Origin of the sequence: Bradyrhizobium sp. LVM 105, assembly GCF_003957705.1 — a bacterium.
Classification (GTDB): domain Bacteria; phylum Pseudomonadota; class Alphaproteobacteria; order Rhizobiales; family Xanthobacteraceae; genus Bradyrhizobium; species Bradyrhizobium frederickii.
The window spans coordinates 104940-125583 of record NZ_QZMV01000005.1 but is presented as its reverse complement, the minus strand read 5'-3'; the positions used below and the strand labels follow the sequence as shown (position 1 = coordinate 125583).

27 protein-coding genes and 1 tRNA gene are annotated in these 20644 nt (G+C 60.5%); 1 reads left to right on the top strand and 27 read right to left on the bottom strand.

Translation table 11 applies throughout. The annotated features are described in order from the left end of the window. Positions 1–51 precede the first annotated feature (51 nt). The 4 genes from D6B98_RS15970 to D6B98_RS15960 are packed head-to-tail and all read right to left on the bottom strand — an operon-like array spanning position 52 to position 1411. The gene (locus D6B98_RS15970) at positions 52–402 is read right to left on the bottom strand and encodes a hypothetical protein (protein ID WP_126257939.1); all 351 of its coding nucleotides are present in this window, start codon (positions 400–402) and stop codon (positions 52–54) included. Further along, entirely contained in the window at positions 402–599 is a 198-nt protein-coding gene (locus tag D6B98_RS15965; RefSeq protein WP_126257938.1) for a hypothetical protein, read from the bottom strand. The genes D6B98_RS15970 and D6B98_RS15965 overlap by 1 nt, the downstream gene beginning before the upstream one ends. Continuing rightward, on the bottom strand, positions 596–739 hold the full coding sequence (locus D6B98_RS39905; RefSeq protein ID WP_164718647.1) for a hypothetical protein: 144 nt from the start codon (positions 737–739) through the stop codon (positions 596–598). The genes D6B98_RS15965 and D6B98_RS39905 overlap by 4 nt, the downstream gene beginning before the upstream one ends. Further along, positions 740–1411, bottom strand: a complete 672-nt coding sequence (locus D6B98_RS15960; protein WP_126257937.1) for a hypothetical protein — start codon at positions 1409–1411, stop codon at positions 740–742. A gap of 38 nt (positions 1412–1449) precedes the next feature. Between D6B98_RS15960 and D6B98_RS15955 the strand changes: the two genes are divergently transcribed. Next, entirely contained in the window at positions 1450–2112 is a 663-nt protein-coding gene (locus D6B98_RS15955; protein ID WP_126257936.1) for an FkbM family methyltransferase, read from the top strand. Here the strand turns inward: D6B98_RS15955 and D6B98_RS15950 are convergent. From D6B98_RS15950 to D6B98_RS15835, 23 genes are all read right to left on the bottom strand, one after another. Next, positions 2105–3103, bottom strand: coding sequence for a tail fiber protein (locus D6B98_RS15950; protein ID WP_126257935.1), 999 nt, complete (start codon positions 3101–3103; stop codon positions 2105–2107). The two genes, D6B98_RS15955 and D6B98_RS15950, sit on opposite strands and share 8 nt — an antisense overlap. Before the next feature lie 3 nt (positions 3104–3106). Continuing rightward, positions 3107–3811: a lysozyme gene (locus D6B98_RS15945; protein ID WP_245481398.1), complete on the bottom strand. Its 705-nt coding sequence runs from the start codon at positions 3809–3811 to the stop codon at positions 3107–3109. Between the two features lie 109 nt (positions 3812–3920). After that, the gene (locus tag D6B98_RS15940) at positions 3921–5477 is read right to left on the bottom strand and encodes a hypothetical protein (RefSeq protein WP_126257933.1); all 1557 of its coding nucleotides are present in this window, start codon (positions 5475–5477) and stop codon (positions 3921–3923) included. Next, positions 5477–6766: a polyadenylate binding domain-containing protein gene (locus D6B98_RS15935; protein WP_126257932.1), complete on the bottom strand. Its 1290-nt coding sequence runs from the start codon at positions 6764–6766 to the stop codon at positions 5477–5479. Before D6B98_RS15935 ends, D6B98_RS15940 begins: the two co-directional genes overlap by 1 nt. A 7-nt stretch (positions 6767–6773) precedes the next feature. Beyond that, positions 6774–7673, bottom strand: a complete 900-nt coding sequence (locus D6B98_RS15930) for a tail fiber domain-containing protein (protein ID WP_205680489.1) — start codon at positions 7671–7673, stop codon at positions 6774–6776. Further along, entirely contained in the window at positions 7663–8070 is a 408-nt protein-coding gene (locus D6B98_RS15925) for a hypothetical protein (RefSeq protein ID WP_245481397.1), read from the bottom strand. Before D6B98_RS15925 ends, D6B98_RS15930 begins: the two co-directional genes overlap by 11 nt. Beyond that, positions 8067–8945 (bottom strand): hypothetical protein, encoded by an 879-nt coding sequence (locus tag D6B98_RS15920; protein ID WP_126257931.1) that lies wholly within the window; start codon positions 8943–8945, stop codon positions 8067–8069. Before D6B98_RS15920 ends, D6B98_RS15925 begins: the two co-directional genes overlap by 4 nt. Continuing rightward, complete coding sequence (locus D6B98_RS15915) at positions 8945–10648, bottom strand: hypothetical protein (RefSeq protein ID WP_245481396.1); 1704 nt, start codon at positions 10646–10648, stop codon at positions 8945–8947. The genes D6B98_RS15920 and D6B98_RS15915 overlap by 1 nt, the downstream gene beginning before the upstream one ends. Further along, complete coding sequence (locus D6B98_RS15910; protein ID WP_126257929.1) at positions 10648–11247, bottom strand: phage adaptor protein; 600 nt, start codon at positions 11245–11247, stop codon at positions 10648–10650. Before D6B98_RS15910 ends, D6B98_RS15915 begins: the two co-directional genes overlap by 1 nt. Then, positions 11247–11564, bottom strand: a complete 318-nt coding sequence (locus tag D6B98_RS15905; protein WP_126257928.1) for a hypothetical protein — start codon at positions 11562–11564, stop codon at positions 11247–11249. Before D6B98_RS15905 ends, D6B98_RS15910 begins: the two co-directional genes overlap by 1 nt. Continuing rightward, positions 11561–11848, bottom strand: coding sequence for a hypothetical protein (locus tag D6B98_RS15900; RefSeq protein WP_126257927.1), 288 nt, complete (start codon positions 11846–11848; stop codon positions 11561–11563). Before D6B98_RS15900 ends, D6B98_RS15905 begins: the two co-directional genes overlap by 4 nt. A 5-nt stretch (positions 11849–11853) precedes the next feature. Next, positions 11854–12219, bottom strand: coding sequence for a hypothetical protein (locus D6B98_RS15895; RefSeq protein ID WP_126257926.1), 366 nt, complete (start codon positions 12217–12219; stop codon positions 11854–11856). Further along, complete coding sequence (locus D6B98_RS15890; RefSeq protein WP_126257925.1) at positions 12203–12892, bottom strand: hypothetical protein; 690 nt, start codon at positions 12890–12892, stop codon at positions 12203–12205. Before D6B98_RS15890 ends, D6B98_RS15895 begins: the two co-directional genes overlap by 17 nt. Before the next feature lie 14 nt (positions 12893–12906). Further along, on the bottom strand, positions 12907–13470 hold the full coding sequence (locus D6B98_RS15885) for a hypothetical protein (protein ID WP_126257924.1): 564 nt from the start codon (positions 13468–13470) through the stop codon (positions 12907–12909). A gap of 18 nt (positions 13471–13488) precedes the next feature. After that, complete coding sequence (locus D6B98_RS15880) at positions 13489–14433, bottom strand: DUF5309 domain-containing protein (RefSeq protein WP_126257923.1); 945 nt, start codon at positions 14431–14433, stop codon at positions 13489–13491. Between the two features lie 12 nt (positions 14434–14445). Further along, positions 14446–15483, bottom strand: a complete 1038-nt coding sequence (locus D6B98_RS15875; protein ID WP_126257922.1) for a hypothetical protein — start codon at positions 15481–15483, stop codon at positions 14446–14448. A gap of 12 nt (positions 15484–15495) precedes the next feature. Continuing rightward, positions 15496–15786, bottom strand: a complete 291-nt coding sequence (locus tag D6B98_RS15870; protein ID WP_126257921.1) for a hypothetical protein — start codon at positions 15784–15786, stop codon at positions 15496–15498. After that, positions 15783–17489, bottom strand: coding sequence for a portal protein (locus tag D6B98_RS15865; RefSeq protein ID WP_126257920.1), 1707 nt, complete (start codon positions 17487–17489; stop codon positions 15783–15785). Before D6B98_RS15865 ends, D6B98_RS15870 begins: the two co-directional genes overlap by 4 nt. Beyond that, the gene (locus D6B98_RS15860) at positions 17489–18043 is read right to left on the bottom strand and encodes a portal protein (protein ID WP_245481395.1); all 555 of its coding nucleotides are present in this window, start codon (positions 18041–18043) and stop codon (positions 17489–17491) included. The genes D6B98_RS15865 and D6B98_RS15860 overlap by 1 nt, the downstream gene beginning before the upstream one ends. Further along, positions 18036–19349, bottom strand: coding sequence for a PBSX family phage terminase large subunit (locus D6B98_RS15855; protein ID WP_126257919.1), 1314 nt, complete (start codon positions 19347–19349; stop codon positions 18036–18038). The genes D6B98_RS15860 and D6B98_RS15855 overlap by 8 nt, the downstream gene beginning before the upstream one ends. 312 nt (positions 19350–19661) lie before the next feature. Next, positions 19662–19862, bottom strand: coding sequence for a hypothetical protein (locus D6B98_RS15845; protein WP_126257917.1), 201 nt, complete (start codon positions 19860–19862; stop codon positions 19662–19664). Positions 19863–19950: 88 nt separating this feature from the next. Then, positions 19951–20151, bottom strand: coding sequence for a hypothetical protein (locus D6B98_RS15840; RefSeq protein ID WP_126257916.1), 201 nt, complete (start codon positions 20149–20151; stop codon positions 19951–19953). A gap of 230 nt (positions 20152–20381) precedes the next feature. After that, a tRNA-Thr gene (locus D6B98_RS15835) sits at positions 20382–20462 on the bottom strand. Between the last annotated feature and the right edge of the window lie 182 nt (positions 20463–20644).

The window sequence follows — 20644 nt, the reverse complement described above, 5'->3', positions numbered from 1 at the left end:
CGGGCATCGGTTAGGGTCGTTGCCGCGGTGCCACCCGCCGGCAGCGGCCCGCTATCGTTTGATGATGTTGGCGATGCCGCTAAAGAACATGCCGGAGATGACAATCATCGCAATCTCGGCAGTCCCGCCCGTGAGCGGATCGGTTGACCATTCATAGCCGAATGCTGGCCCGATCACCTTGTCGCAGGCGGTCGCCTTGAAGAACCAGATGGCAACGCCGTAGCAGCAGATTGACGGCGGCGAGAGCGGATGCCCGATCCACGCCGTCATGGCCTGCGCTTGCGCCGACGCGATGCTGCCTGCCGATTGAATGGCAGTGATCGAGACATCCTTCGACTTGTTGTAGGCCGTGACTGCCGCAGTCGCGAGCGAGGTCAAGCCGCCGAAGATGATGCTGAGCATCAGCGCTCCCAACCCCTCTTGCGAGCCAACGCATACCAACCCTCGCAAATGACGGAGCAGAGCAGGCCAACTCCAAGCTCGGCAACGGTCATCACGTCAGGGTCGGTCACGTCGATGGACAGGCCGGCCTTGGTGATCAGGGCGGCGCCGACGTAGCGCAGCAGAACGCGCGTCAGCGGCCCCGCAAGCTCGCTCACAGCCTGGCCTTCAGCTTCTGGATCTTGTCGTTGAGCGCGCCGACGTAGTCCTCAGCACCCTTGAACCAGACGGTAACAGGCTCACGCGCGAACCAGATGAGGGCGCCACCAGCAACGAAACCAGCGATGAATTCGATCATTTACTTTCTCCTGAAGATGTTGAGGATTGCAGAGAAGAAGGCGCCCAAAGCCGATGACGTTGAGGTGGGTTTCGGACCAGCCTTTGGCGTGATGGGGACGATCTTAGCGCCCGTGAAGGTGATGGTCGGGTCAAGCGCCATCATCGACAGCAGCATGGCGACACAGCCGAGCTGCTGATCCACGTGGTTCGGATCGTACTTGCCGTCAGCGACGTATTTGCCGGACTTGTACTGGTTGGTGCCGGCCCAGAGGTACGGGCTTGGAACGCCTTTGTTGGCGTAGCCCATGCCGTTGTAGAGCTCGAGCGCGATCAGAACGCCGGCCAGCGACCAGTCCTTGCGCTTGGCGAGGTGCGGGTGGCAGTTGAGCAGCGCGTCGATCGCCGCCTCTTCCCAGGAGCTGAACGGACCGCGGCCGGCGGGGACATGGATCGAAACCCTATTCCAAGGATCGCCCTGGGCCAGCGACCGGCCCCAGTTCTGGGATGATTCCCGTTCATGGATGACGGCGATCACCGCCCACGGGACGCCGGTCTTGGCTTCAACCGCCTGATACCGTTTCTTGGCCGCCACAAGCGATGTAGCGACCTTGTCGCTCAGGGTCTTCCGGGTCAGTTTGGCATTTTGCCAGCGGGTTAGGCTCGCCCGCGTGAGGGCGTCGAAGTCTACCATGGGTTGACTCACTGTTGAGGTGGAGTAGCTTCAAGCGCATGCTTGAAGACGTTCATTTCCTGGCGCGATGCCTGCGATACAGATTCCGCACCGAGCGGCAGCAGTTGCGGTCGCTGCTCTGTCTCGACTTGACCGGCGCCACCGTCCTCGACATCGGCGCCAACAAGGGCATTTATTCTTATTGGCTGTCCCGTGCGGTTGGCCCGTCCGGCCGCGTGATCGCCTTCGAGCCTCAGCCTGAAATGGCCGACTACATCAGCCGGAGGCGCTTGCGCAATGTCGATGTTGTCAATGTTGCGCTATCGGATCACGCCGGACTGGCTGCCCTGTCCCGTAAGCGTGTGGGCGATGGCAGCGCGTCTCTTGGCCGGAACATTGGGGACACGATCGACGTTAAACTCGCACGGCTTGATGACTTCAGCCCCCTTCAGAACCTGAAGTTCATCAAATGCGATGTTGAGGGACACGAACTCAGTGTTTTCCGGGGCGGCGAGAAGCTATTACGAAGCGCACGCCCCATTATTCAATTCGAAAGCACGCCGGACGAGATTGAGCCCATCCAGTCGTTTCTTCGGGGCCTCGGCTATTCTGGCGTGATGTTTGGCGAGAACGAATATCTTGCGGTCGAGGACATTAAGAAAGTGCCGCACCGCAAGTTTGGCTTCGGCGGGCACCGTGATTTTCTGTTCAGCCCTAGATAATTCTTAAAAGCTTGTTGGCAACGATCGTAGGCTGGACGGTCACGATCGGAGTGCTCGTGCCTCCCTGCGCAGTGCCGGTGAAGGAATACTGGCTCCCGTTGACCGACACACTGCTGTTGGTGACGAGAGGGATAGTATTCGCACCGCCCGTCGAGACGGTGATAGTGCTTGTGTTCTTCTGGAAGTTAGAATCGCTGCTTAAGCCTGTTCCGCTGATGGAGCCGGACGGCGTATAGGCCGGCAGGTTTGCCGTGACGAGCGTCCGCGATTGAGCACCGCCGGCATCGCCGAGAGTATCAATACCCGCAACGGCATCCGTCAGGCGTCCGGCTGCGACGCCGCCCATTGAATCTGACCCGGCCACTACGCGCCCGCGAAGATCTGGAACGTTGAACGTGGTCGAACCATCTCCTGCCCCGTAGGTCGTGCTGAACATTGCGAACAGCGTCGAGTAGGTCGTCCGGGAGATTGCTTGCCCATAGGCAAGAACAAACGAGCTGTTCGGGGCAGTCGAACCCCAGAAATCGACGCTGGCACCGATCGGGATAGAATAGGGATTGGTGAAGAACCCATGAAGGTAAAATGCTGCATCGCTCGAATTGTATAGCACTGCGTAAGGCGTGCCCTGTACCAGAACACCCGCCGGGAGTTCGACCGATGGGGCCGAGCGAAGGGGCTTCGCACCCAACCCATCCACATTAAGCGTTACGGTCGCGCCGTTGGTCGTGTGGGGCGTAAAAGCGATGACTTGGCCGTTAAGGTGGGCAAGCGAGTCGAACACCTGGTAGCTGGTTACTGTGTAGGCCGTCGAGGTGCCGCCAGTGGCAATCGCACCTGCGATATCGTCTCGGTATGCCGCCGTCGAGGCCATCATGGCACGGGCCGAGTCGTTGACCGCGCTCGGCGCCATTCCTTCTGCCCAATTTATAGTTGAGTCGGCCGTGGCGTTGCTGGCCGCGGTGCGCGACCAGTTGTAGAACGGAAGAGCCATCGATTAGACCTTTGCGAAGATCGGAGCGCGCTGCTGCAAGGCGTTGCGCAAGCCAGTCAGGTTGACGGGGCGGCGTTGGGCGAAGTGGATCTGAGGGGCCTGCATGGCCTGCTCGGCGGGGATCTGTGCGAAGAAGCCGGGATCGGCCTGGGCGGCCTGCTGGGGTGCCTGTTGGGGGAAGATCGGAGGCTGAAGAAGCCCGCCGGGGATGGATGGGGCGGACTTCCCTGGAGCGGGCGCCGGGGCTTGCGCTAGAGGGCCGCTTGCTGGGGCTGCGGGGGCCGCCTGTGCGGACTGGGGCTGGCCGGCAAACCATGCCGCCTCTTTCTGGCGACGCGCTACAAGGCCCGGATTAACCTCCCCGCCGGCCTTGTTGTACTGAAGGAAGATCTCCCTCGCCTTGTCGTAGTCGCCGGCCTTGATCGCCTGTCCGAGGCCGGATTGCTGCCAACCCGGACCTGCGTTATAAGTCAGGGATGTAAGGGCGGCTCGAACGCCAGGCGGCAGATTTGGATTGAAGGCATCGACGCTGGCTGCGGCTTTGCTGGTTTCCTCTAGGAAGCGTTGCTCATGGACCGCCTTCAACTGATCCGGCGGAATGTTCTCGTCGCCAGGCTGAGCCTTGGTACCGTAGCCGGAGCTGCTCTGCTTGTAGTCCCAAGCCGGGGCGGCCGAGTAACCCTCGAAGCCCTTGATGGCATCAAGCAAGGATTGGTCTAGCGCCATGTGGTGGTATTGCCTTCAAGGTCTGATCATGTTTGCGGTCATGGCTTCGAACATCCACTATCAATGGACGCCGAACGGACTAATTCCGGCCCTATTGGGCTACGGGCTGGCCTACGGGCTGACCTATCTGCTGTCGCAGGGGTGGCGCCGAGAGGGCTAGGGTCTGCAAGATGGCCTGCGTCTTCGTCGGCAATTGAGCGACAAGCTGGGGCGGCAGTTGAGCGGCCACCTGCTGGGCCAGCGGCGACCTCGACCGGACGAGCGAATCCAGCGTCTTGATCGCGCTCTTGGTCGACATATCGCCGATCTTCTTGGCGAGATAACCGGCAGCAGGAAGCGCAACCGCGCCGAACGGGCCAGCGGCGCCGTAGCCAGCGCCAGCGCTCATTGCACCAGACACGCTGCCCGTAGGAGCGAGCTTGCCGAGATAGCGAGCCGCATTGCCAGCCGGCGTTCCTCGAGCAACCTGGTTCATCGCGTCGATCTCGGTCTGATTGAAGCCGAGACGCTGAGCCTTCGGAACGATGTCGTTATTGACCGGCCGCACAAGCTGCTTGATGGCTTGACGGAGGGCGTTGTCCTCGTTCGCGCCAGAGCCGGCCGTCGCGGCATTCAGATCGCCCAAGGCTGCCTTGCCCATGACCGTATTGGAGCGCTTGCTGGCGGCGTAGTTGCCAACCGCGTCCTGCATGGTCTTGCTGTAGGCCGCGGCATCGCCAGCGATCACGTCCGCCGCGGTCAAGCTCTTCTGCGTGCTCACCAACGTATCGAGGGCTTTGCGGGCGGCCTCACGGGTCGGCGCATCCGGGCTCATCTTCAGGTTCGTGAGCTGCTTACGAATGAGCTCTACCTCATTCATAGGAACGGCGGTCGGCGGCAGCCCAGGAGCCGATTGACCTAGAGCTTCAAGCCGATCGACGGCCTTGAACACGGGGGCCTGCCCCTCTGGGTCGAAACCCCTCAGTGCAGCGCGCATGTCGGCCGCAGCCGCGCTGGTGAAATCAGGCTTTACGACAAGGTTCATGTCCTCGGCTGACTTGAATTGCCCTCTTGCCGTAGAGAGCAGATCTTGTGCGGTTGGGATGGTACTTGCCGTTGAGCGAGCCGTGCCCATCTGCTGGAATTTGCGAGCCGCAGCAGACGCACCGCCCGCACCGAGCAAGGCGCCGGCAACCTCACCATAAGGCCCCGCAACCGCCCCGCCCGCCTCGCTCGCAACCGCTGGAATGGCAACCCGAGTTGCTGCCTTGAGCGCCAGCCCCTCAGGACCGCCGATCAGCGCAGGAGCGAAATCTGCGGCCTTCTGGAGAAGCCGCCCCGGCTCGTGCTGGGCCTGATAGTCAGAGCCAAGCGACTGACGGATAGCCTCTGAGCCGTATTCCGATCGCGGCGTCAGGTTGTCGCCAAGCGCGCGAAGACCAAGATGATAGAGATCGCCGGGCAGGCCAAGAGCGCTTGCAGCAATACGGCCCGGAACGGTCTTGGCCGAACTCGCAAGGTCCTCGCCCATGCCAACTGACGGGGCGGGAGCGGCCTTCGGCAGCGACTTGGCGATCTCCTCGACGGTCGCGTTCTGCTGTTCGGGGGCCAGCTTGAGAAAGCTGTCGTCAACCGATACGCGCGTGCCGCCGATATCGAGAACGGGCATTATTGCACGATGCTCCAGCTCACGCCTGATTGAGTGGTGTTGCCCCCGGGGGATTTGTAGCCGGGGCCGGCCGTCTTCTTCATCGCTTCCATGGCGACGCGCCGGGCTTCTGCCTTTTGGGCGACCACGCCGGGACCGTCTCCGGGCTGAGGGAAGAATTGGCGGTCATATTGCGTGTATTCATCCTTGCCGATCGCAGCGCCAGATTCCTTGCGGAGCAGAGCCGTCACCCACTCACGCTTGGACTGTTCCATCTTCTGGAAATTCTCTGTTTTCAGGAAGTTGCCGACGCCTGGGATAGCGCCTGTGGCGCTCTGCGTTGCACCTGAAAGCCCAAGACCCTCGTTGCTCACCTTGCCGAAACTCTTTTCTGCATTCTCCATGCGGTTTCCGAACTGCTCGGCAGCGCCCTGCACTTCGGTTTTTTTACCGCCGGCAGCGTCCGCGTTGATCTTTGCAATTTCGTTCGCAAAAACCTTGCGTCCAGCAGCATCGAGACCGGCGGGATACGGAATGATCTTGCCGTCAGGGCCGGCTACCCCCTGGCTATTGGTCTCCCCACCGCCAAAGGCAGTCTCGACCTTGCCCGTTTGCGGATCTGTCCGAACGAGCGTGCCATCATCTAGCTTTGTGAACCCGTAATTCTTCTTCTCGAGCGCCTGCGCAAGAATGGTCTTACCGGCCTCCGGGTTCAGAACGGCAAGCATTGCCTTCTGACGCCCCACCAACGGGACAAGAGCCTCATATTGCGCAGTAAGGTTTTGTTGCGCCTGAGATCGCGTATCATTCCCAGTCAGTTTCGCAATCAGACCGTTCGGATTGAATATGCGGCTGAGTGGTGACGGCTGCGTCAGAGCGGGTGGAAGCGTGGACTGTTGGGGGGTGTCAGCCGGCATTTGTCCTTGCGCTGGCACCGCATTCGACGGCGTCATTGCCTGCTGCGGAACGAACTGATCCGGGTTGCCGATGCGAGGCATCTGATAATTGCCAACCGCGATCGAGTTCTCGGGCTGCGGAGAAGGCTGTTGCGGTTGAGGCGCCGGCCGAGCCATCGGCCAGCTAGGCGTCTGCATGATCGGAGACGCGCCAGTAGTGAAGACGGACGGTGGCGCCTGGGGTTCCTGAGGCGCAATGTTGATGCCAGTGAACGAGCCCATCGCATCATACTGCGGGCCGCCGGCACTCGCCTGCGGCTGCGGCATATTGCGGTAATAGTTCGCAATATCGCCCAAAAGGCCCGCTCCAACCGTGCCGATTGGATTTGTGATGTAGTCGAGAAGACCAGCCATTGATGTCCTATAGGAAGTTCAAGAGGCCCATGACGCCACTACCGGAAGAGCCGCCCTGACCATTGTTCGCGAAGCTTCCAATGCCGCTCATGATCTTGGAGAACTGATCGACACCGGACATCTGGTTTTCCGTCGAGCTCTTGCCGCTCGAGGTGCCGCCTAGACCCGCAATGGGAACGCCGATCTGGGCCAGCAAGCCGAGATTCTGAAGCGGGATGCCGAGGCGCTGAGCTTCTGCGGCCAGGTTCGATTTGGCGCCCTCGTTCATGGCATCAAGGCCAGTTCCGACCGAAGACACGCCAGTGCCACGGTTCGAGTTGTAAAGGCTCTGCAACCCGGTATTGAGGCCCGCCGTGGTGTTGCCGGCGTTGTAGAGGTTGCCGGCCGCTCCCTGCTGGTTCTGGACGTTCTGGTTGTACTGAGCCGCGATCGTCGGCGCGATGCCCTGCATAATGCCACGGCCAAGGGTCTGTGAATTGGCGCCGCTGAAGTCCCGACCCGCCGCCGCAAACGTGCCATTGGTGGCGTTCGTAATGTCGGAAACCGCCGTGTTAATCGCGTCCTTGAACCCCGCCGTGTCATACGGATTATAGTTGGTGTTCGATGCCAGAGGGTTAGTCTGGTTATAATACTGCTGATAGGCGTTGTTGATCGCGCCCTGCTGGTTCAGCGCTCCACCACCGTTGAGCATGTCGGTGGTGTAATTCTGGATTGCGGGCTTATATGCGTCCGCCGTGGCGTTGTTCTGCTCGATCGTGTTGAGCGCCTGGCTCTGCGTGCTGGTCAAGCCGGTTTGCGGCAGGTAGCCATTGAGTTGCCCAAGGATGCCCTTGAGCGTGTCCTGTGCCGGCGCCCAAGGGTTGGTCTCGGACGACTGTGTGGTGGTGCTCGTGCTCTTACCGCCCAAGGCGCTTCTCCAGGATGACGTGTTCGGCTCGATAGCCGCTTAACACCCGCTCCCAACCCTTGCGGCCATAGATCCGCATGGAGGAGCAGCCTTCGTTTTCCGCGTATTTCTCAATCTGTTCGAACAGTGGCAGCCATTGCGCCCGGTCGTAACCGGAGCAAGCCGTTAACACGCAAACCTTATGGAACGGCCTCACAAGCTGCGTGGTCGCAGCCGCCATGATCTCGCTGCCGTTCCAGGCGATCCAGACAAGCTGCATTCCCGTCAGAACATCGCTCTCGATGTCCGCGAAGCTGCTCAATCCTGTCCGTTCGACCGCCGCCCTGATCTTGTCCCGCACATGCGGCCACATCTCATCGACCAGAGATGGATCGACGCAGATAAGCTCAGCGCTCAAACGTCACGCCCACGGCGGTCAATCCAGCCGATCGTGTTGAGGTACATCGACCCGTTTGAGCCACTCGATGTTGCTCTCACCTGCGCTGAGGTGTTGGTCCTGACATATGCTCCGGTCACGCCAGGATGCGTGCTATCGACGCTGTAGAGCGTGGAATCTGTCGCGGTCGTTACCGAGGGGGCCGTGATATCCGGCGAGGACACGAACAGATAGTTGCTTGCGCTGACGTTGAACCAAAGAATGGACAATTGCGCCGAAACCTGAACGCCGGTCGGAACTGTAAGAGTGTAGAGCGTCCCCGACGTTCCAGGGTTCTGCGCGTTCGCGTCGTTGACGATCGTATCCCACAGGAACTCATCGCCAAGCTGAATGAACTTGGTCCACTGCGCCGAACCATTGGTCTTCATGGCGCCAATGCGGCGCTTGAGCGTATAGCTCGTCGGCATCGTTGGAGACGATGCAGAAGTCGAAACAAGGACGTCCACAACGCCAGTATCAGTCCGCTTGATCAGAAAGACATGATACCAGGTGCTATTCGCGATCGACCCTGTGTCGAGGCCGCCGTTTCCTGTACCAACAGCCCAGGCACTCGTGGTCTTGCTGATGGCTGAGGCCAGGCTCATAAGGGACGAGCCGGCGCTGTCGGCAGCGCCACCGGCAGCAACCGAGAAGGTTGCGCTTGATCCCGCTGTCGATAGGGTCAGCCCAAACAGATGCCCTGGGGTCAGCACCAAAATATTCGCAGTATTTGCGGAGATTGATGCCGTATTCGTCGCAATGTCTGTCGTTGCAGTAGCAATCGCGCTGGCCTGCTGCTGCAAGGCCATGTTCTGCTTCTTCTGGTCGGTCTCGAGCGTACCGGGCGCGTAGACCATCAGGTCAGGCCCTCGGTCCTGACGTCAGGTTCAACTCCGGCCGCGAACGACCACGAGGTTGAGGCGGGGATGCGGATCTTGAACCTGGAATACCGTGTCGAGCGCCGCATGTCGCAACGGCCAGTCCGCGAGTTGCGCGCGACCTCCACCGTCGAAGTGGGCGTGTCCTGCTGCGTCTCGCGGTAGGAACAAGTGCCGTAGAACGTTGGAGCATCAGTCACGGGCCTGAACCCGTTCACGAAGATGCGCCTCCCATCCGTACCCTGCTCTGCGCTCTCGAGCGTTGCTTCCAGGTTTGCCCCAGAGAAAAAGCCCATCTTGTGAGCGCTAGAGAATTGAGCGATCAGGGGCTGAGTAGCCACCGCGAAGCTGTCAAGCGAGGCGGCGAGCGCGTCGATCGACGACGAGATGGAGTCCAAGCCCTCCAGCGTAATGCCGGGCTGCGAAAGACCGAGCAGATATTCCCCGCTCATATCGATCGGGAAAAATCGGTCCAGAACGTAGTCGTACCCAATGATTTTGTCGTAAAGCCCCGTCAGTCCGGAGGTGGACTTGTAGGCCCAGAACACGCGCGTAGACCTTGGGTCAGATGCTCCGATGAACATCCGCAGCTCGGTCTTGTCGAGATCGGTAAAGAACGTGCGGTCAACCTTCTCTCGCCCGATCGGCTCTGGAAGCCCGCCGGGAGCGATCTTGAAGAAGCCCTGCGCAGAGTGGAAGAACGTATAGATGCCTGCCCTGACGATGCTGTATGGCGCGAACAGGCCCTGATCCTGCGCGATGCGCTCGATCTGGAAGATCAGGTCGGAGCCGGGGATGTAGGACATCCGCCTGATAGCCTGATCCTGAAACACGGTCCCGAACTCGCCGCCGGCCACGCCGCGGACAACGCCGCCGTCCGGAAAGTCCTGATAGTCCGACTGATCGACGCCCGACGTCCATCCAGTCGTGTCGTTCAGCGCGGACCACTGGATGCGGAACGGGTTGGACAACAGCCCGGATAGCACCAAAAAGCGGCCCACCACAGAGATATAGGACGCCTGGGGAGGAGAGCCGGCGTTGTCCGCAAAAGCCGAGGATGTGCCGAGCGTGTAGGTTTGCAGAACGGCGTTTTTTTGCGTCGCCTTGACGAGATTGCCGAACTGCACGAACTGCCACTGCGCGTCGCTCGACAGTTCAGAATAGAGATGCGTAACCGAATGCGTTCCGGTACCAGTCGTCGCCGTGTTGATCGCAGCTCCACCTGGCGTTGCCGAGATCGTGTAGGTATCAACGGACAGAACCGTCTTGACGTAGTAGACCGTTCCTGCCGTGATCGCCGCAGGAAGCGCGCCGCCAGAGTTCGAGAACACCTTCGGCTCGTTGGCCAGCGAGTCGTGGGCGACTTCCGTAATGACGCCGGGAGACGCCGCCGATATCGTGCAGGTCGTGGTCTTAGAGACCGGAATCCACGAATAATCGGTGTTGTTGGCGAGATAGAGACGCTTGGATGTGCCCGCGAAGACAGCGACCGAGCCGTCAGATTTCAGCGCGTAGAAGCCGCCTCGGCAGGTATCGGGAAGCGCCTGCGAGAGAATGGCGAAGTCAGGAAACGGGCCATAGCCGTCCGCCCGCGGCAGCACGTTGTTGATGTCGTGCGCGTTGGTCTGGCTCTCGTAGTCGCTGGCGTCCGGATGCCATGCGCCGAAAGGCAGAAGCGGCATTAGGGTGTTTGACCAAAGACGCGAACAGCCATGCCGCCGCGCTCGTTGAAGTCAGCCATGAGGATTTCGCTGAACACCTCGTCGCGCCGCGCCTTCCAAAGGCCAGCAGGGTCAACGTCCTTGTTGAAGGCGTTGGCTTCCGCCAATGAACCAAACAGATAGGCGTCGAAATGGCTGGTATAGAGCCAGTTCAGCGCACTCTCGACGGCGGCGGTACGTTGATTATAGAGAAGATTGACCGCCGTATCGTCAGAGGGGCGGACTTTAAGAGACGTGCCCTCGATCGTGTAGAATGATGGCGTCCCACTCGGAACGGTCGGGAATAGACCTTCCAAATAGGTCGGATGGGCATAGCTCAGCTCAACGCGCGGGTCTCCCGTCCAGGTCGCACGCACGACGCCAAAGAAGTCGGTTGGAAGCGTGGCCGTGCCCGACGACGGTGTGAGCGTGGTGCTTGTCTGCGTCGGCCGCACCTTGAGCCTGCGCGCCGCGGAGCATTCGAACAGCCGAATGAAGTCAGGAATGTAGTTGGTCAGGTCGTCCCGTGCCAGCCAATTGGCAATCTGGCTTTGAAGATCGGCATAGGTTGAGAATGACATTAGCTACCAAACCCCAAGACGCCGTTAAAGGACGCATCCGTTCGAAACGCCCGATACTGAGGATCTTGCAGCTTGCGCTCCACCATCTGGAAGAACTCGTCGGAGCCGAACTGCATGTTGATGTTGCCTCGGTCCCATTCCTCGTTGAGCCATTTCTCGAGGATCACGTTCGGGACGCTGGCGACGTGCCGGCCCCAATCGCTGCGCTGCTCGAGCGTTTGCAAGGTCTTGTTGTGCTCAAGGATCGGCTCAACGTCCTGCACGCGCTCGATGACGATCTTGCTGCCGTCTGCGTGGTAAAGCGTGCTGACTGTCACGAGACCTCTGTCACATGCAGGGTGCCGCCGGCGGAGACCTGGATCGCGGAAACCTTCTCGCCGGAACGAATGGTGAAGTATTCCGGAGCGTCAGCAGCCATATAGACGTCAGAGGTCGTAGCGGTCGGGCTGCTACCGATCTTGATATAGGCGGCGCTCGTGACGACAACACGCACCTTCTGAACGCCCGTTGAGATCGCGTTATCGATCGTTCCAGCCGTTCCGGTATACGCCTTGCTTTGGTGCGTCCCGAGATAGCCCGTGCCCCAATACTGCGTAGCCATGCGGCTTAATCCCTGTCGATCACAATTTCAAAATGCGTAATGCAAGTCGTGTCGCAGGCGCCGGTCGTGACGATGCCGATATAATCGCCCTCGTTGACGTAGTTCGCGCCGGTCGGAATGGCGCTGTCCACGTCACCAGCGGCAGAACCGGATTGCGTTACGGTGATGGTGCTGCCGGTGACCGCTGTTCCGTTGATGGTCAGAGAGACCGAGCCATCCGCAGTCGTAATTGCGTTATCGATAGCCGAGTAGTAACGGACGATACGACCACGCCAGGGGCTCGGGATGTAAACCGTGTCCGACGTGGAAAGGTCGGGCATGGTCGCATGAATGGAAACCTCATTCAGGGGTCGGTTAGCCGGAAGTGCCATTTGAATCATCTCCAATAGGCCTCAGCATATCCGATATCGAGGCCGTGTAGGTTTTCGAGCCGATATGGCCCAGGGTTACGTTCGGGTCTAAGAACGTCTCAAACCCGAGGTCTTTCACATCGGCAAAAAACGCCATGTCCTCGCCGCGAGCGAAACCGTCGATCTCATCGCAGCGGAACATGTGAGCGATCGGCTCGTCAGAGCCGTTGAACTTGAGCTTTGGCGATTTAGCCGCCATCGCCTCGATGACGCGGCGGTTCATGACGGTAAAGCCAATGCCCCAGCCGCCGATTTTCAGGCAGCCGTATTCATTGCTTTCAATCTCTCCGCCTATTGAGGGATCGAGAAAGAAGACAATCGGGTCACGCTTTGCAGGATAAGCCCCGCCAACCACGTCCATCTTTGTCGCAAGCGCGCAAAGCCGCAGAAAGTCCTTGGCCTCCCACTCAATGTCGGAATCGACCCAGAACAGGAGCGACTTGTCCGACTTCAGGAAGGTATGGGCGATCTTTGATCTGGCGTGGGTGACGAGAGAATTCCCGACCTGCAACTGCACCTCGAACGGGATACGCTGCGCCGTGAGAAGGTCTTGCGTAGCCAGAAGCGAGGCAACAGTGCCGGCCGGGATATCCCGATGCGTGGGCATGGCGAGCATAACGCTGACGCCCGCCATGTCCATTTTCATGTTTAGCTGACCGTCGCGCTGAACGGGGTTGCTTCGGTGCCGGTCGGAGCCGTGAACAGCTTGACCGAGAAAATCCCGGTCTTGACGTCCTCGATCTCCACGATGTCACCCACAACGCCGCCAAGCGTGGTGCCGTTGAGCGTGATCGTGTCCGAAGTGGCCGAGGTCTTGAAGCCCTCCGCGTTGTCCGAGGTCGTAGTAACACAGAAGGCATAGCCCGCCATCACGTCAGTCGCGTTCGCGACCTTGATGGTGTGGCCGGTGGCCGTTGCAGCAACACCGATCCAGAAGCGGTACTTGTTGCCAGTGCCGGTCGCCTGCGGCAGCGTCACCGCGATTGGCGCCGCCGAGTTGACCACAACCGTACGGTTGGCGTGGGCCGCCGCAGTAACCGTCAGAGACGTTGCCGTGGTCGCGACCGGAGCCGAGACGGCGCCGCCCAGATAGTCTGCGGTGATCGTCTTGGTGCGGCCGGCGCTGGTGTCGTAAACCAGCAGGACGTCAGTTGCAGCCGGAGCCTCCGCAAGCGCGGGGCATTCAGCCTGGAAGGTATAGATCGTGCTCATGTGCTGATGCTCCTTGTCTTACGAGGTGGTCAGGTCGAAGATACCGCCCGAGGACTTCTCGTTGCGGGCCTCAAGCGAGTACTCGGTCAGGATCTGAACGCGCTTGCTGTCGCCGGTGACGGCCAAGTCCTTCATCTTCATGTTGCGGACGGTCGCCATCGCCCACATGTCCATCTGGAGAACCAGACAGTCACGAGCACGCATGTTGCGGCAGGCCATGACCTTCTGCTTGCCGAAGTCGGAATCGTAGAAGTCGACAGAAGCGACGATCTTCTTGGAAGAAGCCTCTTCCATCGGAGTCGCGCGGCCCGTGAAGGTCGAGAACGACTGCTTGTTAAAGCCGCCCAGAGCGATCGTTCCGGGCTTGCCGCCGTTGGTCCAGATCGACTGAAGAACGGTCTTGAGCTGAGACTCGGTGAAGGCGCGCTGGGTGCCGTCAGTGCGGGTGCCCGTGCCGTCAGCCGCCGCCGGGTCAGAACCGGACTTGCTGGTGTTGGTCTTGATCCAGGAGAGGACCGAGGCCACCTTGCGCGCAGTCGCCGCGGCGCCAGCGTTGCGGGCCTGGTTGGTGCCGAACAGGATCGCCTCGAGGTCGATCTTCAGCTCCTGGGTCTTGAGCGCGATCTGGTAGTCCATTTCGCTGCCACGGCCGGCGTGCTCAACGGCTTCCTGCGTGCCCGAGACGCGCGGCACCTTGTCCGAGATCTGGCAATAATTGCCGAGACGAACGGTCGGGGTCGCGGCGTCCGTCACAGCGTCGTCGCCTTCGAGGACGGCGTTCGCGGTGTCGGCGGCGGCCAGGGCCTGGGTCTGCCATTCGTGATAGACGGCAGTGGCCTTGACGCGCTCGATGGCCGAGATCAGGGGGGTGTCAGTCGGCGAGGTCTTGTAGATCTTGTCGATCAAATCCTCGCGGTTGCCGATAGCGTCGTAAGCGCTAAACGTGTTGGTCGGAAGTGCCATGTGTCTTGATCCTTATGCCCGGCGCATGGCCCCGATGAGGGCGCCAAGGTCCTTTGGACTGCCTGAGCGTTCGAGTTTTGCTGAGAGGTTTTGGATGGTTTCCGACTGTGCAGAGCCCGGAGGCTTCGCGGCGCCGGGGCGCAGGACGGGGGGAGCCGGCTTGGCGACAACAGCAATCTTGGCCTTCTGGATATCCCGGAGCTTCAGCCCATCGGCGAGCAGACGCTGAATGCGATGGTCGTAAATCGAGAGCTTCGATTTTCCGGCCGCCAGGTCTGCGAGCTCGTCTGACTTGAAACCAAGTTCGGGAAGCAGTTCTTCAGCCACACGCTTGACCAGCGCGGGGCCCTTCTCCTTGTCTGCAAGCTCAGGGATGAACTCGGCAGCCTTGGCGTTTTCCTCCTGGACGCTCTGCGCCCATTTGGTCTGCGTCTCGGTCGCCTTCCGCTGCTCTGCCTGCTGAAGCTCGGCCTGGACGCCCTGCATCTTCCACTGGTAGACTTGGAACTGCTGGAAGCGGAACGGGTCCTCCGCCTGAAGCTTTTCCACGTCGGCCATGTTCTGGATGTCGGCGAACGGGCTGGTTTCGTGCAGGGCCTGCATCAAGGCCGGAAGTTTGGCCTCATACTCTTGCCTTGCCTTCTCCGCTGCTTCGGCTTGGGCCTGTGCGGCCTTTCGCGTTTCAGCGGCTTCCTGCTGGCTTCGGAGAGTGCCTTTGTCGCGCTCCAATTCGCGCGCAACGATCTTCTGTTGCATGGCGCGGGGAAGGGATTGCCACTCGGCGTCTTCGTCCTTAGACCAAGACTTCGGTCGCTCGATGGGCGGCTCAGCCGCTTCGGCTTCCTTCGTCTCGCCGGGGTCCGTTGCCGGATCGGCGTTGGCTTCATCAGCCAATTTCGGTGCTGCGGTCGCGTCATCCGCGCTCTCGGCAGCTTGTTCTTGTTCCTGCGGCTCCTCACGAGCCTGAGTAAAAAGGGCGCTCAGGTCGCGGGCGTTTAGATCAGGCGCAGATGCGCCCTCGCTCACCGGAGCGATTGCTTGATCAGACATGCATATCCTTGGTTAGACGATGCCGAACCGCTTTTTGGGCTCGGACAGTGTTGCAAGCTCTGCCTTAGCGAGCTTACCGTTTTGAACAACTGAATTCAGATGATCGCGGACCTTGCCGACGACGTTGATGGCAACGAACAGCTTTTCCCGATCGGCCGTGGCGTGGATCGTGGTAGCCCGCCAGGCGTCAATGTAGCTTTTTTCGAGCGTTTCGAATGCTTCCTTGAGCAGATCGTCACCCAGAAGACGTTCTGCGCGAGAGGCGCGGTCAACGGCCTTGGCGAGCTTAACTTCGTCGCTCACTCTCCGCTCTCCGGCTTGCTACGCATCTGCTCCATCTTCTGGCCGTGGGCCTCGGCGCCGGCAACAACCTTGAATGCGCCCGCCGCCATAGCCTGCTGATGCTGCTCACGACGCATCTGCATCTCTTCGTCATGCATCTGCTTCTTGAGCTGGAAGTCCAGCAGCTTCAATTCCCGCTCTAGCTCGAACTTCTGCTGGGCCAGGGCCATTTCGGCCTCGGTCTTGCGATTCTGCGTCGCAATATCGGCCTGCGCCTGAACGCTCTCGATCTGAGCCTTGCGCTCGTCGGCCTGCTTGGCGATCTCGGCATTCGCCACGATCTCCTGGCCGCGCATCTGAAGCTCTTTGTCCTTCATCTGGGCGTCGGCCTGGACCTTGATCAACGCAGGATCAGGCGGCGGCGGAACGGGAGGATGAAGGGGCTGGCCGGTCTGCGGGTCCTTTGCGCTCGGGTCGTTCAGGAACTTGTCGGGGTTCTTATGCCCCATGATCTTCAGCAGCTCAGCGCCGGTATTATACAGGCCCTTGTCGTCAACCAGATTGGTCTTGCCTCCCATCAGCAATTCCTTCTGGAAGTTGGCAATTGCCATGGCTTGCGCGAACTGCTGAGCCTTGCCGCCGGAGCCGAGCCCGACGTTGATGGTCATGTCGTTGCGCGTTTTCCAGTTGCGCGGGTTGACCTCGACCCAGGTATTGCGCAGCCGAACCGTTTCGGCCTGTTGACCGTGCTTACGGATCGTCGCATGTAGCAGCGCGAACATGTCTCGCACGCCCTCAGCCAGGATGCGCGCAATCAGCTTAGTGCGCATCTGCGAGGCCGAGAACACCTGCGCAACCGCGGTCGCGCTCTGGTTCTGCAAGGCGTTGGCGTCGATGCCCTGCGACTGGTTGCTGACGCCCGTCCGCATCTCCCGCGTCGCGTCCATATACTGGAGCGCCGGATAGACGCTGCCGGTAATGTCCTGCACCTGAAGCGGGTTGAGACCGCCCGGAGTCTTGGTCCGAACAATGCCGCCCGGACGGCTCACAAGGAGGTCATCCAGCGTGTTCGGGCCTGCGTGACTCTCGGCGATCTCAGTACGAGCGTTGTTGTGCTGGTAAACGTTGTCCAGCAAGCCGCGGATCAGGGCGGTCTTGATGCGCTGAATATCCATCACAAGATCTGCGACAGACCGGCCAAAGAACCGATGCGACTGCGGGACCGGACTGGCAGCAGCAAACGGGTATTCGTCAACCCGCTCGATGTCTTCCTTGCCCTCGCGCTTGAGGATCATCCCGCCCTCGCCCGCGGTCGTCACCCGATAGATGCAGGGCTTGCCGTTGCCCTCGTAGTCCATGCGGATGTAATGCTCGGTCACGCGGACCAGGCGGGCCATTTCGTTGAGGCTATCGGCCTCGGGGCGCTCCTCGTCCACGCTATCGCGAGACAGATCTTCGGTAGTTGGAGCCGGCGAGCTCGAGGCGATTCCTTTGACCTGCTCGGCGTCATAGCCAAGCCCGATCAGGTCACCCACGGGACGGGACGATTCGTGGAAGCAATAGTTGCAGTCCTTGATCGTCCTGGCGCCGCGCTCAATCCCGAACTCCTCGGGAGGAACGCCCATCACCTTGACCTGGGCCTGCTTCTTGGTGTTGACGACGGTGATGTCGTGCAGCACCATGGGCAAAGCCGCAGGCATGGCTTGTGGCGCAAGAGCGTCCATTACGCCTGCGCTCCCATCGGCCTTGAGCTGTGCTCAACGATCTCCAGGGCCCCGCCAGAGGCTTCAACCTCGGCGACAACCCGCGCAAACTGTTCTTCGGTCAGGTCAAGATACGTCTCGCGCTCCTCGACCTCACGCTCCTCCCACCAGACCTTGACCACGCCGACCTTGGACAGCAGCGCGTCCTTGACGAAGGCGTAAAGCGTCATGAAGCCCGGATTCTGCTGCATGAACACATGGTTCACATAGTCGGTTTCCTGCTGGGCCGCCTCTTCGTCCTCAGGACCAACCGGCTCGAACCTGACAACCTCGTCAGACCCCGCGAAGATGTCCATAAGCTGCGGCATCAGCCCTTCGATCGTGTCGGCGACATCGGTTGAGACCGCGCGCGACCGGCCATCAGCCGCCGGCATGTCCTTGGACATATCGCCGAGGTAATAATCCATCGCGTCCGAGCGGTCAGACGAGAGCTTTGACGCCTCGATAGCCGCAAGCGCGTTGGTTCGCTCGGCCGCCAACATGGCCGTGAGCGCAGGCGTGTCAATCTTAGGCAACGCCCGCCCTCGGGTAGTTGATGACGCGGTTGAAGTTCGCAGCCCTGCCCGGCTCCTCGTAGCAAATAGCCATCAGGCCGAACGAGTCCGCAGCATGCGACGACCAATCATGATCAGGACCGAGACCAACATTGCGATTTTCGTCTTTCTTCTCGTGATAGAAGCCCAGCGCCTGGCGCCCCGACTCCGTGGTTTTTTCATTGAACCAGAGCTTGGGAGCGAGCCGGCGAACGGCCTCAATCCGCATTGCCGCAGCGCCCTTGCCCTGATTCTTGACTGGCGGCTCGACCTTGAAGCCCGCATCCCGAAGATGCTCTTCGTAGCGCTTGCCGGTGACGTTGTTCTCGTTCACGCCATCGTGCGGTAGGTACAGGATGGCGTTTTCGTAGCCATTCGACCGCAGCCATGCCACGTGAGACGCGAGCACCTGCCCGACCGCCTCGTAATAGTCGAGAACGCGAATTTCCTGCGCCACCCACTGGACAATCCAGATGGTGAAAGCGTCGGCATTGGCTCCTGAGCCGCCGATATCGATAAACGCACGGAGCGGCAGCAGAGGATCGGCTGTAACGACCCCTATCCGCCCCTGACGCTTGGCGTCCGCAAGAAGCCTGGCGAAGTAAGCGCCCTCAAAGGCCGCCGCATATCCGCCCTCGTAAGTGTGGTCATAGCGCTCGGGATAGCGCTCCAACTCAATCTGACGTTCAGCCTCGAGCTCGGCCGTCCAGAACGGGTTATCCCGCCAGTTGGCCTGCACGACCACAGCGCCCTTCGGCAGCCCCTGTGGGCCGCGGAAGAAATCATCCACCGCGTCGCTCTTGCGGGTCGGGTTCCAGCTCGCCCAGATCTCAGATCCTGGAGAGCGAATGGTCGGGCGAAGCAGCGATAGAGACCGCGCCGAGATCGACTGCGCCTCCTCCATCCAGGCCCGATGAAAGCCCTCCAGCGACTTCACCGAGTCCGCTGAGTAGTCCTTCATGCCCTTGAAGATCACCACCCCGTCCTTGGGTAGCTCAATCCGGTCATTCCATGGCCTGAAGCCATCCGCCTCGGTCAGACCCAGCCGCCTGATCTTGTCCTCGATCAGAAGTTTTGAGGACTGCGTTAGATCTTTCTGCACCTCTCGGATGCAGACCATCCGCAGGCCCTCGCCAAAGTCGCCAGGCGCTCTTAGTGCGTCCTCAACAGCGAGCTCGCCGAAGAAGTGCGACTTTCCAGAGCCGCGGCCTCCATGCGCCCCCTTGTACCTGGAGGGATGAAGTAGCGGCTCGAATACCCTAGCCGTCTGAATTTGAAGGCTGGACAATCACGCGCTCGATCTTGTGCAGAATGCTGACCGGGCCGCCCTCACCGTCCCCATCAACGGGCTGAGCAGGCTTACCCCACCCCCGATCCAGAAGGGCATTTGCCGCAGCTACGCGGGCTGCTGGTGCGGCCTCTTCCGAGTGCATGATGCTGGCAAGGGTAGCCAGTGCGCCCTCTGTGTGGCCTCGCGCCAAAGATCGGATATCGGTAGGAGTTTTAGCCATTTACTGAATTTGGGGTTAGATCAGCAACCAGGCTTGGGCTTGCCGGGCTTCATCGGTTTCTTCGGGGGCTTCTTTGCCATGGTGATCTCCTAGATCTTGATATCGCCGTAGAGTTCGTGGATCTTCTCGAATAGGCCGGAGTAGTCAGACCTCACCAGCGGCACCATCACGCCATAGAGCCCCGCATAGCTCGCTCGCTGCGCCTCTTCCTTCGCCTCGAACTCGGCTTTCTGGTCTTGACGGTCGAGCTTCTGCTTGATCGCCTTGAATTGGAAAACGGCTTCTGTCATCGGCCGCGCCCCTCGCCTAACCACCAGACTAGGTGGCGCAATTCATCATCCGGGATTGCCCGGAACATTCCCCAATGCGAACAACTGATCATGCTGGATCTTGCTCCGGCGCCTGATAGCTCGGCTGAACCGGCGGCATTTCGCACGGCGCGGTGTCGGCGTAATTCAACCCGCGCAGGCCAGCAGTGTAAGCCGAGCTATCGTGAGCCTGCTTGGCAAGCCTCACATCGGCCGCCTCGCGCTCCTCACGCCGCTTGTAGTCGCGGATGTAGCGAACGTTGTCGGTCATGCTCTCCACTCACATGCGGCACAGGCCAGCGCCTGAAGGCCAGCCACGATCAACGCTGCGTGCTCAAGGTTCCTCACCATCCAGTCAATCTCTTCGAAGGCTGGGCTGATTCCGAAGTTCACTTGGCACCTATGGGTTTCGCGCGGCGCTCAGCATGTCGGCGCTCTCGGCACGTAGTCGGCCGTGGCAGGGGGATGCAGCGCATCGGGTTGCTTGAGGCCGCGCGAACTTGGAGCCGCCTGCCGGAATCGAACCAGCAACCTGAGACTTACAAGGTCCCCGCTCTGCCTGAAACTTCGAGCTAAGGCGGCAAAATGAAAACCCGCCCATATGCGCATGTGGGGGAGCCCGTTAAGGCCGCATGACCACCTAGGCGGGGCGGGTGTATGCCGGAGATCAACCCGGCGGATAGTTAGCACGGGTCATGACCCCCGCCGCCCAGATCAATCTGGGTCTTAAGTGCAAAGAGGTTCGGCCTGATCTGGCTTAAAAC